Annotated in this window: 19 protein-coding genes; 16 read left to right on the top strand and 3 right to left on the bottom strand. The window is 58.8% G+C overall.

Annotated features, from left to right (window positions below):
- The 5 genes from def (DI396_RS02885) to DI396_RS02865 are packed head-to-tail and all read left to right on the top strand — an operon-like array spanning position 1 to position 2,668.
- Entirely contained in the window at positions 1-678 is a 678-nt protein-coding gene (gene def, locus DI396_RS02885; RefSeq protein WP_328588321.1) for a peptide deformylase, read from the top strand.
- A 5-nt stretch (positions 679-683) separates the two neighbouring features.
- A complete protein-coding gene (gene def, locus DI396_RS02880; protein WP_110794601.1) occupies positions 684-1,181 on the top strand; it encodes a peptide deformylase in 498 nt (165 codons plus the stop codon).
- Between the two features lie 9 nt (positions 1,182-1,190).
- Positions 1,191-2,120: a methionyl-tRNA formyltransferase gene (fmt, locus tag DI396_RS02875; RefSeq protein WP_110794600.1), complete on the top strand. Its 930-nt coding sequence runs from the start codon at positions 1,191-1,193 to the stop codon at positions 2,118-2,120.
- 28 nt (positions 2,121-2,148) lie between these two features.
- Positions 2,149-2,391, top strand: a complete 243-nt coding sequence (locus DI396_RS02870; protein ID WP_110794599.1) for a hypothetical protein — start codon at positions 2,149-2,151, stop codon at positions 2,389-2,391.
- Positions 2,392-2,425: 34 nt separating this feature from the next.
- Positions 2,426-2,668, top strand: coding sequence for a GlsB/YeaQ/YmgE family stress response membrane protein (locus tag DI396_RS02865; protein ID WP_110794598.1), 243 nt, complete (start codon positions 2,426-2,428; stop codon positions 2,666-2,668).
- A gap of 12 nt (positions 2,669-2,680) precedes the next feature.
- Here the strand turns inward: DI396_RS02865 and rnhA are convergent, their stop codons facing one another.
- The 3 genes from rnhA to DI396_RS02850 all read right to left on the bottom strand — a co-directional run bounded on the left by rnhA (position 2,681) and on the right by DI396_RS02850 (position 4,851).
- Positions 2,681-3,133 (bottom strand): ribonuclease HI, encoded by a 453-nt coding sequence (gene rnhA, locus DI396_RS02860; protein WP_110794597.1) that lies wholly within the window; start codon positions 3,131-3,133, stop codon positions 2,681-2,683.
- 32 nt (positions 3,134-3,165) lie between these two features.
- Positions 3,166-4,116 (bottom strand): 4-hydroxy-3-methylbut-2-enyl diphosphate reductase, encoded by a 951-nt coding sequence (gene ispH / locus DI396_RS02855; protein ID WP_110794870.1) that lies wholly within the window; start codon positions 4,114-4,116, stop codon positions 3,166-3,168.
- A gap of 156 nt (positions 4,117-4,272) precedes the next feature.
- On the bottom strand, positions 4,273-4,851 hold the full coding sequence (locus DI396_RS02850) for a LabA-like NYN domain-containing protein (RefSeq protein ID WP_110794869.1): 579 nt from the start codon (positions 4,849-4,851) through the stop codon (positions 4,273-4,275).
- A gap of 149 nt (positions 4,852-5,000) precedes the next feature.
- Here DI396_RS02850 and folK point away from each other — a divergent pair, with 149 nt between their 5' ends.
- The 11 genes from folK to era all read left to right on the top strand — a co-directional run bounded on the left by folK (position 5,001) and on the right by era (position 14,294).
- A complete protein-coding gene (folK, locus tag DI396_RS02845) occupies positions 5,001-5,579 on the top strand; it encodes a 2-amino-4-hydroxy-6-hydroxymethyldihydropteridine diphosphokinase (RefSeq protein ID WP_110794596.1) in 579 nt (192 codons plus the stop codon).
- A gap of 287 nt (positions 5,580-5,866) precedes the next feature.
- A complete protein-coding gene (gene rpoZ, locus DI396_RS02840) occupies positions 5,867-6,220 on the top strand; it encodes a DNA-directed RNA polymerase subunit omega (RefSeq protein ID WP_110794595.1) in 354 nt (117 codons plus the stop codon).
- A gap of 96 nt (positions 6,221-6,316) precedes the next feature.
- Positions 6,317-8,488, top strand: a complete 2,172-nt coding sequence (locus DI396_RS02835) for a RelA/SpoT family protein (protein WP_110794594.1) — start codon at positions 6,317-6,319, stop codon at positions 8,486-8,488.
- Positions 8,489-8,643: 155 nt separating this feature from the next.
- Positions 8,644-9,303, top strand: coding sequence for a DUF2062 domain-containing protein (locus DI396_RS02830; RefSeq protein ID WP_110794593.1), 660 nt, complete (start codon positions 8,644-8,646; stop codon positions 9,301-9,303).
- Between the two features lie 69 nt (positions 9,304-9,372).
- Positions 9,373-10,137, top strand: a complete 765-nt coding sequence (locus DI396_RS02825) for a pyridoxine 5'-phosphate synthase (RefSeq protein ID WP_110794868.1) — start codon at positions 9,373-9,375, stop codon at positions 10,135-10,137.
- 116 nt (positions 10,138-10,253) lie between these two features.
- A complete protein-coding gene (locus DI396_RS02820; RefSeq protein WP_162617128.1) occupies positions 10,254-10,766 on the top strand; it encodes an ABZJ_00895 family protein in 513 nt (170 codons plus the stop codon).
- An 80-nt stretch (positions 10,767-10,846) separates the two neighbouring features.
- Positions 10,847-11,269 carry a hypothetical protein gene (locus DI396_RS02815; protein ID WP_162617127.1) on the top strand — a complete coding sequence of 141 codons (423 nt, stop codon included), beginning with the start codon at positions 10,847-10,849 and terminating at the stop codon, positions 11,267-11,269.
- A complete protein-coding gene (gene acpS / locus DI396_RS02810; RefSeq protein ID WP_110794590.1) occupies positions 11,266-11,691 on the top strand; it encodes a holo-ACP synthase in 426 nt (141 codons plus the stop codon). The genes DI396_RS02815 and acpS overlap by 4 nt, the downstream gene beginning before the upstream one ends.
- 180 nt (positions 11,692-11,871) lie before the next feature.
- A complete protein-coding gene (gene lepB / locus DI396_RS02805; protein ID WP_110794589.1) occupies positions 11,872-12,711 on the top strand; it encodes a signal peptidase I in 840 nt (279 codons plus the stop codon).
- On the top strand, positions 12,708-13,388 hold the full coding sequence (gene rnc, locus DI396_RS02800) for a ribonuclease III (protein WP_110794867.1): 681 nt from the start codon (positions 12,708-12,710) through the stop codon (positions 13,386-13,388). The genes lepB and rnc overlap by 4 nt, the downstream gene beginning before the upstream one ends.
- Entirely contained in the window at positions 13,389-14,294 is a 906-nt protein-coding gene (era, locus tag DI396_RS02795) for a GTPase Era (RefSeq protein ID WP_110794588.1), read from the top strand.
- The last annotated feature ends 3 nt before the right edge of the window (positions 14,295-14,297 follow it).

Raw genomic sequence — 14,297 nt, 5'->3', positions numbered from 1 at the left:
ATGCGCGAGGACAACAACACCGAGGCCGAAAGCGCCAAAGCCGAGGCCGCCCGCCCGCATGTTCTGGCCGATGTGATGCGGATGCTGGACGGGCTGCGCAAACAGGGCGGCACCGCGCCGCTGCCGGTGTTGAAATGGCCCGATGCAAGGTTGTCAAAGCGTTGCGAGGCGGCGGAATTGACAGCCGGCGAACGCGCGCCCGACGGTGTTGTCGCCTTGGCGCTTGGCATGCTGCATACCATGTATGCCGCCGAAGGGCGCGGATTGGCTGCGCCGCAGGTCGGTGTGCTGACACGGATCTTTGTGATGGATTGCACATGGAAAGAGGGGGCTTATTCTCCCGTCGTTTGCCTCAATCCCGAAGTGCTCGACGCCTCCCGCGCGGTGTCGGTGATGGAGGAAGGATGCCTGTCGATCCCCGGCGTTTCGGCCCCTGTTAGCCGTCCTGACGAGATCACGCTTGCCTATACCGATCTGGATGGTGTGCATGTGGTGCGCCGGTTGACCGGCTTTGAAGCCCGCTGCGCCCAACATGAATTGGACCACCTTGATGGGTTGGTCACATTTGATCGGCTGGACGCGGCCCGCCGCGAGAAGATCGAAGCGGTTTACACGGTTTCGAATGCGCCTCTTTTGGCTGCACCGACCCCTACATTCCTGCCCAAAGCCGAGGAGTAATCCACATGGCGCCGCGGACCTGCTTGCCCTATCCGAACAAAATTCTGCGTACACCGGCTGTGCCCGTTGATCGTGTGACCGACGAGATCCGCGCCATATGGACCGACATGATCGACACGATGGAGGCGATGCCGGGGGTCGGTTTGGCGGCGCCGCAAATCGGGTATTTATTGGCGCTCGCGGTTGTGGACGCATCCGACGCGCGCGGCGAGGCGATCCGCATGGCCAACCCCAAAGTGTTGCATGCTTCGGTGCAATTGCGTCCCCATGAAGAGGCCAGCCCGAACCTCAAAGGTGTTTCTGCCTTGGTCGCACGGCCCCGCGCGGTGACGGTGGAATACCTCAACGCCGAGGGCGAGATGGAAGAGCGCGATTTTGTCGGGCTTTGGGCCACCTCGGTGCAACATCAAATCGATCATCTGGCAGGCAAGATGTATTTTGATCGGTTGACCAAAACCCGCCGTGACATGCTTTTGCGCCGGGCCAGGAAATTGCGCGGGTAGGGGGCGGATATGCGGATCATCTTCATGGGCACACCGGAGTTTTCGGTGCCGGTTCTGGACGCGCTTGTCGCCGAGGAGCATCAGATCGCCGCAGTTTATTGCCAGCCACCCCGCCCCGCTGGGCGCGGCAAGAAAGACCGCCCGACGCCGGTGCATGCCCGCGCCGCCGAAATCGGGATCGAAGTGCGCCATCCGTTGAATTTCAAAGATCCGGCCGAGGTCGAGGCCTTTGCCGATTTGAACGCCGATATCGCGGTGGTCGTCGCCTACGGGTTGATTTTACCGCAAGCCTTGCTCGACGCGCCAGCGCGCGGGTGTCTGAATATCCATGCTTCGCTTTTGCCGCGGTGGCGCGGCGCGGCCCCCATTCACCGCGCGATCATGGCCCGTGATGAGGCCACCGGTGTGTGCATCATGCAGATGGAGGCGGGATTGGACACGGGTCCGGTTCTGCTGCGCCGCGAAACTCCGATCGGCGCCCAAGAAACCACCGCGCAATTGCATGACCGGCTGTCGGAACTCGGGGCGCAGGCGATCGTTGAGGCGTTGAAAACATTGGACAGTCTGTCCCCCACACCGCAAGCGGCGGCGGGTGTTACCTATGCCGCCAAGATCGACAAATCCGAGGCACGCCTGGATTGGTCTGATGATGCGCTGGATATTGATGCAAAAATTCGCGGGCTTTCGCCTTTTCCCGGTGCCTACTGTGAGGTGAATGGCGCGCGGTTTAAATTGTTGGCGTCCCGCCTTGCCGAGGGGCTTGATACCGGGCAGAGCGCGCCGGGCGACGTGTTGGAAGGCGCCACCGAAGGGCGGCTGATTGTGGCCTGTGGCCGTGGCGCGGTCGAGGTTTTGCGCTTGCAACGGGCCGGCAAGGCCGCGCAGGATGCAGATGAGTTTTTACGCGGCACGGCCTGGACCAAGGGGCAACGGCTTTGACATCAATCCCAACCTGAAGGAGACGGCGATGTTCCTCTCGATGATCGGCACGGTGGTGATTGCGGGCATCGTCGGATATCTATCCGAACGGTCCGGATTTACCCGCAACGGTATTTTGCAATCGATCATTATCTGCATTGGTGGGGCGTTCTTGTTCTATTTTGTGCGGCTGATGTTCGGCCTGTCGTTCGGAACGGCGGGGGTCGATGCGATCTTGTCCTCCATCGGGGCGCTGATCATCGTTCCAACACATTTCAGGGGCCGGAAGTGACCGGGGTTTGCCGGGAATTTAAAGGAGACGACTTATGGGTGGAGCAATACTACTCCTGATCATCGGGGCGGCCGCAGGGTTCATTGCCACGCGGATCATGCGCATGGAAACCGATATCGTCACCACGATCGTCATCGGCATGGCAGGCGCTTTGATTGGCGGGTTGGTCTTGCGGGCTTTGATCACAGTGATGGGAATGTTGGCCGGCCTTGTAGGGGCAATCTTGGGATCGGTCGCCCTGATCTGGCTATGGAAAACCTATGGGAAGCGCCGTTAACACGCCAGTGTTTCAGGATTTAAACGGCGCCATCCCCGCGCGTGCCAATTCATCGGCGCGCTCGTTCTCGGGATGTCCCGCATGGCCTTTGACCCATTCCCATGTCACCGTATGGCGCGCTTGCGCCTCGTCGATCCGTTGCCACAGTTCGACATTTTTGACCGGCTTGCGGTTTGCGGTTTTCCACCCGTTGCGCTTCCATCCGTGGATCCATCCGGTGACCCCGTTTTTGACATAGGCGCTGTCGGTGACCACGGTGATGACGCTGGGCTTTTCCAAGGCTTCAAGCGCGTGGATCGCGGCCAAAAGCTCCATCCGGTTGTTGGTGGTGTTGGCCTCACCGCCCTTGAGTTCGCGTTCCTTGACGACCAGCTCACCATCCTTGGCCTGAAGCAATGCGCCCCATCCTCCGGGGCCGGGATTGCCGGAACAGGCACCATCGGTATAGGCGTAAAGCTTGGTCATGTCGGGTCTTTCTAAGGGGAAACGATGAGGGATTACGCGGGCACGCGCAGCACGCGAGGCACTTTGAATTCGACGTTTTCTTGTGCCGTTTCAACCAGTTCTATGCGCACGTCAAACCGGTCTTTGAACGCATCGAGAACCTCATCGACCAATAGCTCCGGCGCGGAGGCTCCTGCCGTGATGCCCACCGATGTGATCGCTCCCAGGGCGCGCCAATCAATGTTCTCTGCCCGTTGCACCAATTGTGCATAGGCGCATCCATTGGCGCGGCCAACCTCGACAAGCCGTTTGGAATTGGACGAATTCGGTGCGCCGATCACCAAAAGCGCGTCGATATCCGCCGCGATGGCTTTGACGGCGGCCTGGCGGTTGGTGGTGGCGTAGCAGATGTCTTCTTTATGCGGGCCAATTATGGTGGGGAACCGTGATTTGAGCGCGGCAATGATATCCACCGTGTCATCCACCGAAAGCGTGGTTTGCGTAATGAACGCAAGGCGTTCGGGGTCGCGCACGGTCAAGTGCGCGACATCGTCCGGGGTTTCGACCAGCAAGACTTCGCCATCGGGCAATTGCCCCATGGTGCCGATGGTTTCGGGGTGGCCCTCATGGCCGATCATGACCATTTGCAATCCGGCGGCGTGGTGGCGTTCCGCTTCGATATGGACCTTGCTCACAAGGGGGCAGGTGGCATCGACATAGACCATTTCGCGCCGCGCGGCCTCGGCAGGGACGGCTTTGGGCACGCCATGGGCTGAGAAAATCACCGGCCGGTCATCGGGGCATTCGTCCAATTCTTCGACGAAGACCGCGCCCAGATCACGCAGGCTATCGACCACAAATTTATTATGCACGATTTCGTGGCGCACATAGACCGGCGCGCCCCATTTTTGCAACGCCATCTCGACGATTTTAATCGCGCGGTCCACACCGGCGCAAAATCCGCGTGGCGCGGCTAGATAAAGGGTTAGGGCGGGCTTCGGCATCATGGCTCTCCGAGGGGTGCGAGATATGCACCAGACCTAGGCCACATAGCCGGTGCCGTCCAGATGGGGAGGGGCGACGGCGTGGGTTTTCAGGAAGAGATAAGCAAAACCGGCGCAGTTTCCCGCGCCGGCTGGTTTTTCGTCAATGCTGCGAGCTTAGCTGTCGCTCTGCTCATAGTCCCGCGCGGGCGCGTCGGCCATCGGTTCGCGCGGCGGGCGGCCAATCACGTCCTTGAGATCTTCAAGTTCGATAAAATTGTCAGCCTGACGGCGCAATTCATCGGCGATCATCGGTGGTTGGCTGCGGATGGTCGAGACCACCGATACGCGCACGCCCTGCCGTTGCAGGCTTTCGACCAGCGGACGGAAATCCCCATCGCCGGAAAACAGCACGATATGATCGACATGTGGCGCAAGTTCCATCGCATTTACGGCCAGCTCGATATCCATATTGCCTTTGACTTTGCGGCGCCCCATCGAGTCAGTATACTCTTTGGCTGGTTTGGTAACCATGGTGAAACCGTTATAGTTGAGCCAGTCCACAAGCGGGCGGATCGGAGAATATTCATCGTTCTCCAAAAGAGCCGTGTAGTAGAACGCGCGTAACAGCTTGCCGCGACGCATAAATTCCGAACGCAGCAATTTGTAGTCGATGTCGAAGCCGAGGGATTTGGCAGCCGCGTAAAGGTTCGCGCCATCAATGAACAGCGCCAGCCGTTCGTCCTTGTAAAACATCAAAAATCCTTCCAAAATGTCGCTTTGCTCAGGTTGTCGTGAGTGGGTGTGAGTGGTGGCAAGCAAAACGGAAGTGGGAAATTAGTTGCATTGCCCCCCTCTCGCAAGGGGTGCATGAATATCCTTTACGATAGAGGGGAACGTGAACTGTGCAAGAATTTCTCGTGGCACTTGGCGGAAATCTGCCTTCGGTTGTAGGGGATCCCGGAGCAACGCTTTCGGCGGCACTAAACCAATTAGTTCAAAACAATATAGAAATTCGCGCCAAGAGCCCCCTCTATGACACACCTTGCTTCCCTGCCGGGGCCGGCCCAGATTACGTCAATGCTGTTGTCCTAGTCGCCACAAGATTGAGCGCAAAGGACCTTCTTTTGGTCCTACATGACGTCGAGGCAGCTCTTGGAAGAGTGCGCAGGACGGCGTCAAAACGTTGGTCCGGGCGCACGTTGGATCTTGATTTGTTGGCCATGGGTGACTCGATTTACCCGAATATGGATGAATTTCAGGCGTGGTATGAGCTGCCGTTGGAGGCGCAAATGCGGATTGCTCCAGAGCAGCTGATTTTGCCGCATCCACGGATGACCGAGCGTGGGTTTGTCTTGGTGCCGTTGAATGAGATCGCTCCGCAATGGCGCCACCCGGTGTTTGGCAAGACAGCCGCAGAACTTTGCGCAGCTCTGCCGGAGGCGCAGCGCGCCGAGGTGCGTCCGGCGCAGAAGCAATGGTGACCCCTTAGTGGTGATCCGTATAGTTTAGTTGTGATCCGCATAGTTCCCGTATTCATCTAGGCCCAGTCGTCGTGCAGGCCGGAGGGTTCGGCCATGATATCCCGATCCTGATACGCCCTGACAGAACCCGCGGATTGGGCAAACTCTTTAGGCAATTATCCGCCGGCAGAGCTGCGCGGCGGTTCACGCCCACGTGCACTGGGGGCTGCTCGGGCATTTTGCGCTTGTCTTTATGGGCGTTCGCGCCTAAATAACCGCTTTCTAGCCCTATTGCTCCGGAGTGCTCCATGGCCCGCGTTACCGTCGAAGATTGCGTCGATAAAGTTCCCAACCGGTTTGAACTGGTCATGTTGGCCTCTCACCGTGCGCGCGAAATCGCCGCCGGCGGGGCGCTTACAGTGGACCGTGACAACGATAAAAACCCTGTTGTTGCTCTGCGTGAGATCGCCGAGGAAACGCAATCTGCCGATGAGCTGCGCGAGCGCCTGATCGAAAGCAACCAGAACCAGATCGAAGTCGATGAACCCGAAGATGATTCGATGGCTCTTCTGATGGGGGCCGAAGCCGACAAGCCGGCCGAAGACGACATGAGCGAAGAGAAATTGTTGCGCGCCTTGATGGAAGCGCAAGGGCAGGGGTGATTTTCGACGGGCCGCGTTGGCGCGGCCCCACCACTGGTGCGGTGACATCCGCCGCGCTGATCCTCGCTGCTTTAACCTCTCAAGGACGCGGACCCTATGATTGCCGCAGATGACCTGATCGCGCTGGTTCGCAATTATAATCCCAAAACCAACGAGGCCTTGATCCGCGAGGCCTATGATTACGGCGCCGAAATGCACGAGGGCCAAACGCGGCATTCGGGCGATCCGTATTTTATCCATCCTGTTGCCGTTGCCGCGATCCTGACCCAGCAACGTTTGGATGATGCGACGATCATCACTGCATTGCTGCACGACACGATCGAAGACACCAAAGCCAGCTACGCCGAGGTCGAAGCGCGTTTCGGCACCGAGGTCGCCGAATTGGTCGATGGCGTGACCAAGTTGACCAATCTACAGCTCAGCTCGTCGGAAACCAAACAGGCCGAAAACTTTCGCAAGCTTTTCATGGCGATGAGCAAAGACCTACGGGTCATTCTCGTCAAACTCGCGGACCGTTTGCACAATATGCGCACGATTGATTTCATGCGCCCCGAAAAACAGGCACAAAAAGCCCGCGAGACGATGGAAATTTTCGCGCCACTGGCCGGCCGCATGGGCATGCAATGGATGCGCGAAGAGCTTGAAGACCTCAGCTTTAAGGTTCTGAATCCCGAAGGCCGGCTGTCGATTATGCGCCGGTTCGTGACCTTGCAACGTGAAAGCGGCGATGTGATCGAACGGATCACCGCCGATATGCGCAAAGAGCTGGACGCGAAAGGGATCGAGGCCGATGTGTTCGGACGGGCCAAAAAACCATATTCGATCTGGCGCAAGATGCAGGAAAAGAACCAGGGGTTTTCGCGTTTGTCCGACATCTACGGATTTCGCATCATCACCCGATCCGAAGAAGATTGTTACCGCGTGCTGGGCGCAATCCATCAACGTTGGCGCGCGGTGCCGGGGCGGTTCAAAGACTACATCAGCCAACCGAAAACCAATGGCTATCGTTCGATCCACACCACCGTGTCGGGCCGCGATGGCAAACGGGTTGAGGCGCAAATCCGCACGCGGCAAATGCATGACGTGGCCGAAACCGGTGTTGCGGCGCATTGGTCGTATCGGGACGGCGTGCGCACGCAGAACCCTTTTGCGGTCGATCCGGCGAAATGGATTGCGCGCCTGACGGAACAAATGGGCAGCGAAGAGGATCATGACGAATTCCTCGAAGCGGTGAAGCTCGAGATGTATTCGGATAAGGTGTTCTGCTTTACCCCCAAGGGGGAGGTGGTCAAATTGCCCAAAGGCGCGACACCGATTGATTTCGCATATTCGATCCATACCCGGATCGGGAATGCCTGTGTCGGGGCAAAGATCGACGGCATGCGTGTGCCGCTTTGGACCCGGATCAAAAACGGCCAATCGGTCGAGGTCATCACCGCCGAAGGCCAGGTGCCACAGGCCACATGGCTCGAAATTGCCACCACCGGCAAGGCCCGCAGCCATATTCGCCGCGCCCTGCGCGAGCTTGACCGCGAGCGCTTTATCAAATTGGGCCGTGAATTGGCGCGCTCGGCTTTTGAGCATGTGGGAAAACGGGCCACGGACAAGGCGCTTGAGGCGGCTGCGCGCACCCTGCGTATCGAGAGCCGCCGCGAAATTCTGGCTCGTTTGGGCAGCGCCGAACTTACCGCCCGTGAGGTGGTGCGCGCCGTTTATCCCGAATTGCAACACGATGACACCGACGAGATCAGTGAGGAACGTGCGGTGATCGGCCTCTCGGACGGGCAAAGCTTCACCCGCGCCAAATGTTGCCAACCGCTTCCGGGCGAGCGGATCGTTGGCATCACCTATCGCGGTCATGGCGTTGTGGTGCATGCCATCGATTGTGAAACGCTTTCGAGTTTTGAGGATCAAGTGGATCGCTGGATGGATCTGCATTGGCATTCGGGCAAACACCCGTCCGTCTATGATGTGTCGCTTGATTTGACGATTGGCAATGACGCCGGTGTATTGGGCCGGATTTGCACGTTGATTGGCGAGCAAAAGGCCAATATCTCCGATTTGAACTTTGCCGACCGCAAGCCTGATTTTTATCGTCTGGTGATGGATGTGGAATTGCGCGATGCAGAACATCTGCACCGCGTGACATCGGCGCTTGAGGCCGAAAGCGATGTGGCCGCCGTGCAGCGGTTGCGCGATCCGGCGCGCAAGATGGCCGGACTTGCCGGACTGGATGCGCCAAACACATTGGCACCCGATGTCGCCTGATCGGCGTGATATGGCCCTACCACGGCCATCGAGTGCGCCTAAATAGAGATGGGCCAGACAGGCACATCAGGGGCACCGCGCCTATGGTTGCCGCCCCGCCCCGAGCAGAACCGTGCCGTCCGGACGGCACGCACAACGGAGAGTGATACCCCCGAGTGGTCTTTAAACGCCGCGACAGAAGACCGATCTGGAAGATCGCGGTAGAGTTTTTCTACCCGCGTGGCGGATGGTATCGCGCGGCGCTTTATATCAGGCACCGATTGCGCCGGTTGCCCGATCCGCCACACCGCATTGCGCGGGGTATTCTGGCCGGGATATTTACCACTTTCACGCCGTTTTACGGGGTGCATTTTGTGATCGCGTCGCTGATTGCCTTTGTCCTGCGGGGGAATATTCTTGCGGCGCTTCTGGCCACGTTCTTCGGCAATCCGCTGACCTATGTGCCGATTGGTGTCGCATCGATGAAAACCGGCTACTTTCTACTCGGGATGGATCCGCAGGCCAATGATATGCATCGGTCTTTGGGGGGGAAATTCCTCGATGCGGCGAGCGATCTGCAAAGCAATTTTTTTGCGATGTTCACCGACGCGGTGCCCGATTGGACCGGCTTGTCGATCTTCTACCATGAGGTGTTCTTTCCCTATTTGGTCGGCGGTGTCATCATTGGCGTGATTGCCGGGATCATCGGATATTATGTGTCGTTGCCCTTGATCCAAGCCTATCAAAACCGTCGCCTCGGGGCGCTCAAGGCCAAGTTGGCCTCGATCAAACAAAAAGCGGCCGCAAAGGCTGACGCGCGCAAAAAAGCCGATTAATCTGCGGGAAATTCAAAGGATTCGCCCGCGCATTGCATCATGGGCAATCCGCGCAAAAGGACCGCGCTGATGAGCACCATCTCTCCCGAAGGCAAATTGCGTCTTGGCGTCAACATTGACCATGTGGCAACCGTGCGCAACGCGCGCGGCGGCCTGTATCCCGATCCATTGCGGGCGGCGAAATTGGCCGAAGCGGCCGGCGCCGACGGCATCACCGCACATTTGCGCGAAGACCGCCGCCACATCTCTGATGCGGATATTGAAGCTTTGGCGGAGAATCTCAGCGTGCCGTTGAATTTCGAGATGGCTGCAACCTCCGAAATGCAAGCCATTGCTTTGCGCCATAAACCCCATGCGGTCTGCCTCGTGCCGGAAAAGCGCGAGGAACGCACCACCGAAGGCGGGCTCGAAGTGGCGCGCGAGGAAAACCAACTGGCGCATTTCATCGCGCCATTGCGCGAGGCAGGGTGCCGTGTGTCGATTTTTATCGCTGCCGATGCGCCGCAAATCGAAGCCGCCGCTCGCATCGGTGCGCAGGTGATTGAATTACACACCGGTGCCTATTGCGATGCCCATGCCGAGGGGCGTTTTACCGCACGCGATGCGGAATTGGCGCGGTTGACAGAAATGGCACGCTACGCCGACAGCCTCGGGCTGGAGGTCCATGCGGGACATGGATTGACCTTTGAAACCGTTGCGCCGATTGCAGCCCTGCCCGAAGTGATTGAATTGAACATCGGTCATTTCATCATCGCAGAGGCAATTTTCATGGGGTTGGACCCGGTGATTGCCAAGATGCGGCGGTTAATGGAAACCGCGCGCCTTTCGGTGTGACCGGCGGGGCGGGGCCATGCGCCGCTGCCCCACATACATGCGCCGTTTCCCTACATAGAGGTGACAAAGGCGGCGCGGCGGTCTATGGGTTTTTGAACAATATAAAGGTATTCGACTTGACCGATTCTTCCAACGACGTACCGACCTCCGCGCCGCTGACCCCGCCGAATTACATCCGTTACCTGGGACTTTTGGTTGCGATCAAAATTGCGCTGATCGTGATCTTCTATCTCCTGACGTTCGCAGGCGTGAACCTAAAAACGACCAGCACCTTTGTCGTCGCGCCGATGCTGGCCGCGATGATCGAGGGGCAGTATTTCGCGCGGGCCAACGGGGTGAAACCTTCGGGCGCGCTTTGCTGGCGGTTTGCGGTTCTTGCGGCGGTTTTGGCGGTTTTTGTCGAGGCGCTGCTCGCGGGAGCATTGTTTGCCTTGATCCCCGGGATCGGGCAAGCCGTGGGTGCCATGCCGGTGGCCTATCTGTTCTCCGGTGGGCTTTTGGCGATCTATTTCGGCGCGTATTTCTTGGCGCATCGGTTTTTCTTCCCGATGGGCGCGCGCAATGCGTTGAATGCCGATGCCGCAAAGACCAAGCGCGCGGCGCAGATGTCCAAAGGTGGAAAATCCTGAACCTGCCTGTCATAGCACCGCGTGCAGGCGCGTTTCTGCTCTGCCTGTCCGGCATTTTGGCCGGACCTGCGGCGGTTGTTTTGCCGACGGCGCTGACCGCGCAGCAGGTGTCGGATTGCGAGGGGGGGATTGCCCGCGCCGACAATCTGATGGAGCCGTGGGAGGAAACCAGCCGGACGTTTTCCGGCGGGCGGACGCGGATCGCGGTTTTGGACCGGATTGAACCGGCGTTGGGTGCGTTTCACCTGATGATCCTGTCGCCACCTTTTGACGCGCTTGGCGCACGGCAATGCCGCGTGGTGAGCTATCGTGCCACGATGGGGTTTGCGCGCCTGCGCTTTGAGGACCTGCAATCCACCTATGATCCACTCAAAGGCCTCGGTCTGCGTCTGCCGGTCGAAAGCTTTGACGGGCAAGGTGATGCGCCTGTGGCGGGGCAATTGCAGGTTATCGTCAACCAGGCGACCGGCGAAATCTCCGCCACATTGGAGGCGGCGCAATGATCCTTGGCATCGGCACCGATTTGGCCAATATCGACAGGATTGCCGGGGTGTTGGAGCGCCATGGCGATCGGTTCCGCAACCGCGTTTTCACCGATGTCGAACAGGCCAAAGCAGAACGCCGCCGCGATGTGGCAGGCACCTATGCCAAACGCTGGGCGGCGAAAGAAGCCTGCTCCAAGGCGCTTGGCACCGGATTGCGTATGGGGATTGCATGGAAGGATATGGCGGTTAGCAATCTGCGCACGGGGCAGCCGGTGATGGCGCTGACCGGATGGGCGGCAGAGCGATTGGCAGATATGACGCCGGCGGGGTATGAGGCGGTCATCCATGTGACGTTGACGGATGATCATCCTTGGGCGCAGGCGTTCGTGGTGATCGAAGCGCGGCCTGTTGCGTTTGGGGATGCCCCCCGGCCCGCGTGAACGGATGCATGTCGTGCTTGGCTCTTGTAGGCGCCTCCGGCGGGGATATTTACGGAAAGTGGAAAGGCGCGGCAAAATTGAGCTGCGAAGGCGCGCGGAATGGGCGCATCGGGTTGACAGGCTGCGGCTGCGCGCTCATGAAGCCTGTGAAACATAGACCCAAGTGACCGGAGCGCCCCAATGGCCGAACCCGCAGAGAAAAAAGGCAATGCCATCGTCGAGACCATCAAAACGGTGGTCTATGCGTTGTTGATTGCGGGGCTGTTTCGCACGCTGTTGTTTCAACCGTTTTGGATCCCGTCGGGGTCGATGAAAGACACGCTGCTCATTGGCGATTTCCTCTTTGTGAATAAAATGTCTTACGGGTATTCTTATGCCTCTTGCCCGTCGATCCGTATCCCGGCGGTCGGTTTGGATGTGGATGCCGAGGATTTCTGTGGCTGGTCGAAGGGCGGCAACAAGCGTCTGTTCGGGTCCGAGCCAGAGCGCGGCGATGTTGTGGTGTTTCGCCATCCGGTCACCGGCAGCGATTACATCAAACGTCTGATCGGTCTGCCCGGAGATCGAGTGCAGATCAAAGAGGGCGTGGTGATTATCAACGGCGAAGCGGTAAAAGTCGAAGCCGCAGGCACCTTTACTGAAGAGTTCGCAGCCCAAGGCCCGCAGCGGATGTTGCCACGTTGTGCCAACGGCGCGGTCGGCGAAGGCGGAACCTGTGAGAAAGAGAAATTCACCGAAACTCTGCCCAATGGCGTGTCGCATTCGGTCCTCAATATTGGCAATCAGCGCGCCGATAACACCGGGGTTTATACCGTCCCCGAAGGGCATTTCTTCTTCATGGGTGACAACCGCGACAATTCCACCGATAGCCGGTTCTCGCAAAGCGTCGGCGGGGTGGGATTTGTGCCGTTTGAAGATTTGATCGGGCGTGCGGACCGGATCATGTTCTCCTCTGCGGGCCGGTCGATGCTCTTTTTCTGGACATGGCGCAGCGACCGTTTCTTCAAGGGGATCAATTGAAGATCTCGGCAGAGTTGAAGGCCTTTGAGGGCCGCATCGGGTATTCTTTCAAAGAACCCGCGCTTTTGGTGCGCGCCGTGACCCACAGTTCGATGTCGACGCCGAACCGGGATGACAATCAGCGGCTTGAATTTTTGGGCGATCGCGTTCTGGGCCTTGTGATGTGCGAGGCGCTTTTGGAAGCGGACAAGCAGGCCTCTGAAGGACAACTTGCGCCACGGTTTAATGCATTGGTGCGCAAGGAAGCTTGCGCGGATGTGGCGCGGCAGATTGACCTTGGTGCGGTTTTGAAACTGGGCCGCTCCGAGATGATTTCCGGTGGGCGGCGCAAGAATGCGCTTTTGGGCGACGCGATGGAGGCGGTGATCGCCGCCGTGTACCGCGACGGCGGGTTCGCGGCGGCCAAGGATTTGGTTTTGCGCCTTTGGGGTAACCGCATCCATGAGGTTGAAGAGGATGCACGCGACGCCAAAACCGCCCTGCAAGAATGGGCGCAGGCGCGCAAATTACCGCCTCCCGTCTACCGCGAGGTCACCCGCAAAGGGCCGGATCACGCGCCTGTTTTTACTATTTCTGCCGAACTCAAAACCGGCGAGAGCGAAGCGGCCACTGCGGCCTCGAAACGCGCCGCCGAACAAGCCGCCGCAAAGGCGCTTTTGCAAAGATTGGAACGTTAAATGACCCGCGCCGGATTTGTCGCCCTGATCGGAGAGCCCAATGCGGGCAAATCCACATTGCTCAACCGCATGGTCGGCGCGAAAGTGTCGATCGTCACCCACAAGGTCCAAACCACCCGCGCGCGCATTCGCGGCGTCGCCATGGCCGGCGAGGCGCAGATCGTGTTCGTTGATACGCCGGGCCTGTTCAAGCCGCGTCGCCGGTTGGACCGCGCCATGGTGGCCGCCGCATGGAGCGGTGCGGCAGATGCCGATGTTGTGGTGCTTATGGTCGAAGCGCACCGCGGCATTACCGAGGGCGTTGAGGCGATTCTCGAAGGGTTGGGCGACATCGGCAAGGGCCGGAAAATTGCTCTGGCGATCAACAAGATCGACAAGGTGAAGGCCGAAACCCTGTTGGCGCTGACGCAAGACCTTAACGCACGCTATGATTTCGCCGAGACGTTTTTGATTTCTGCCGAACGGGGCCACGGTGTGGAAGCTTTGCGCGATTGGTTGGCGGGCGAGGTGCCCGAAGGCCCGTGGCTCTACCCCGAGGACCAAATTGCCGATCTGCCGATGCGCAATATCGCCGCAGAGATCACCCGCGAGAAAATCACCCTGCGCTTGCATCAAGAATTGCCTTACCAAATGACGGTGGAGACCGAAAATTGGGAAGAGCGCAAAGACGGGTCGTGCAAGATTGATCAGATCATTTATGTGGTCCGCGATGGTCATAAAGGCATCGTTTTAGGCAACAAGGGCGAGACGATCAAAGCGCTTGGCAAGGCCGCGCGCGAGGAGCTCGAAGAATTCCTCGGCCGCCGCGTGCATTTGTTCTTGCAAGTCAAAGTACGACCGAACTGGCTTGAGGAAAAAGAACGCTATTCGGAAATGGGCCTCGATTTTAAAGACGGCAACGTCTGATCT

The sequence above is a fragment of the Litorivita pollutaquae genome, from assembly GCF_003205515.1.
Lineage (GTDB): Bacteria > Pseudomonadota > Alphaproteobacteria > Rhodobacterales > Rhodobacteraceae > Litorivita > Litorivita pollutaquae.
Note: the sequence above shows the minus strand (reverse complement) of the source record. Positions and strands in the feature narration are given on the sequence as shown.

Excerpts from the sequence above, each read along its gene's own strand:
- ispH (WP_110794870.1), bottom strand. The coding sequence starts at position 4,116 with ATGCCGAAGCCCGCCCTAACCCTTTATCTAGCCGCGCCACGCGGATTT.
- DI396_RS02835 (WP_110794594.1), top strand. The coding sequence starts at position 6,317 with ATGATTGCCGCAGATGACCTGATCGCGCTGGTTCGCAATTATAATCCC.
- rnhA (WP_110794597.1), bottom strand. The coding sequence starts at position 3,133 with ATGACCAAGCTTTACGCCTATACCGATGGTGCCTGTTCCGGCAATCCC.
- lepB (WP_110794589.1), top strand. The coding sequence starts at position 11,872 with ATGGCCGAACCCGCAGAGAAAAAAGGCAATGCCATCGTCGAGACCATC.
- era (WP_110794588.1), top strand. The coding sequence starts at position 13,389 with ATGACCCGCGCCGGATTTGTCGCCCTGATCGGAGAGCCCAATGCGGGC.
- DI396_RS02865 (WP_110794598.1), top strand. The coding sequence starts at position 2,426 with ATGGGTGGAGCAATACTACTCCTGATCATCGGGGCGGCCGCAGGGTTC.
- acpS (WP_110794590.1), top strand. The coding sequence starts at position 11,266 with ATGATCCTTGGCATCGGCACCGATTTGGCCAATATCGACAGGATTGCC.
- rpoZ (WP_110794595.1), top strand. The coding sequence starts at position 5,867 with ATGGCCCGCGTTACCGTCGAAGATTGCGTCGATAAAGTTCCCAACCGG.
- def (WP_110794601.1), top strand. The coding sequence starts at position 684 with ATGGCGCCGCGGACCTGCTTGCCCTATCCGAACAAAATTCTGCGTACA.
- DI396_RS02870 (WP_110794599.1), top strand. The coding sequence starts at position 2,149 with ATGTTCCTCTCGATGATCGGCACGGTGGTGATTGCGGGCATCGTCGGA.
- DI396_RS02825 (WP_110794868.1), top strand. The coding sequence starts at position 9,373 with ATGAGCACCATCTCTCCCGAAGGCAAATTGCGTCTTGGCGTCAACATT.
- fmt (WP_110794600.1), top strand. The coding sequence starts at position 1,191 with ATGCGGATCATCTTCATGGGCACACCGGAGTTTTCGGTGCCGGTTCTG.
- def (WP_328588321.1), top strand. The coding sequence starts at position 1 with ATGCGCGAGGACAACAACACCGAGGCCGAAAGCGCCAAAGCCGAGGCC.
- DI396_RS02850 (WP_110794869.1), bottom strand. The coding sequence starts at position 4,851 with ATGTTTTACAAGGACGAACGGCTGGCGCTGTTCATTGATGGCGCGAAC.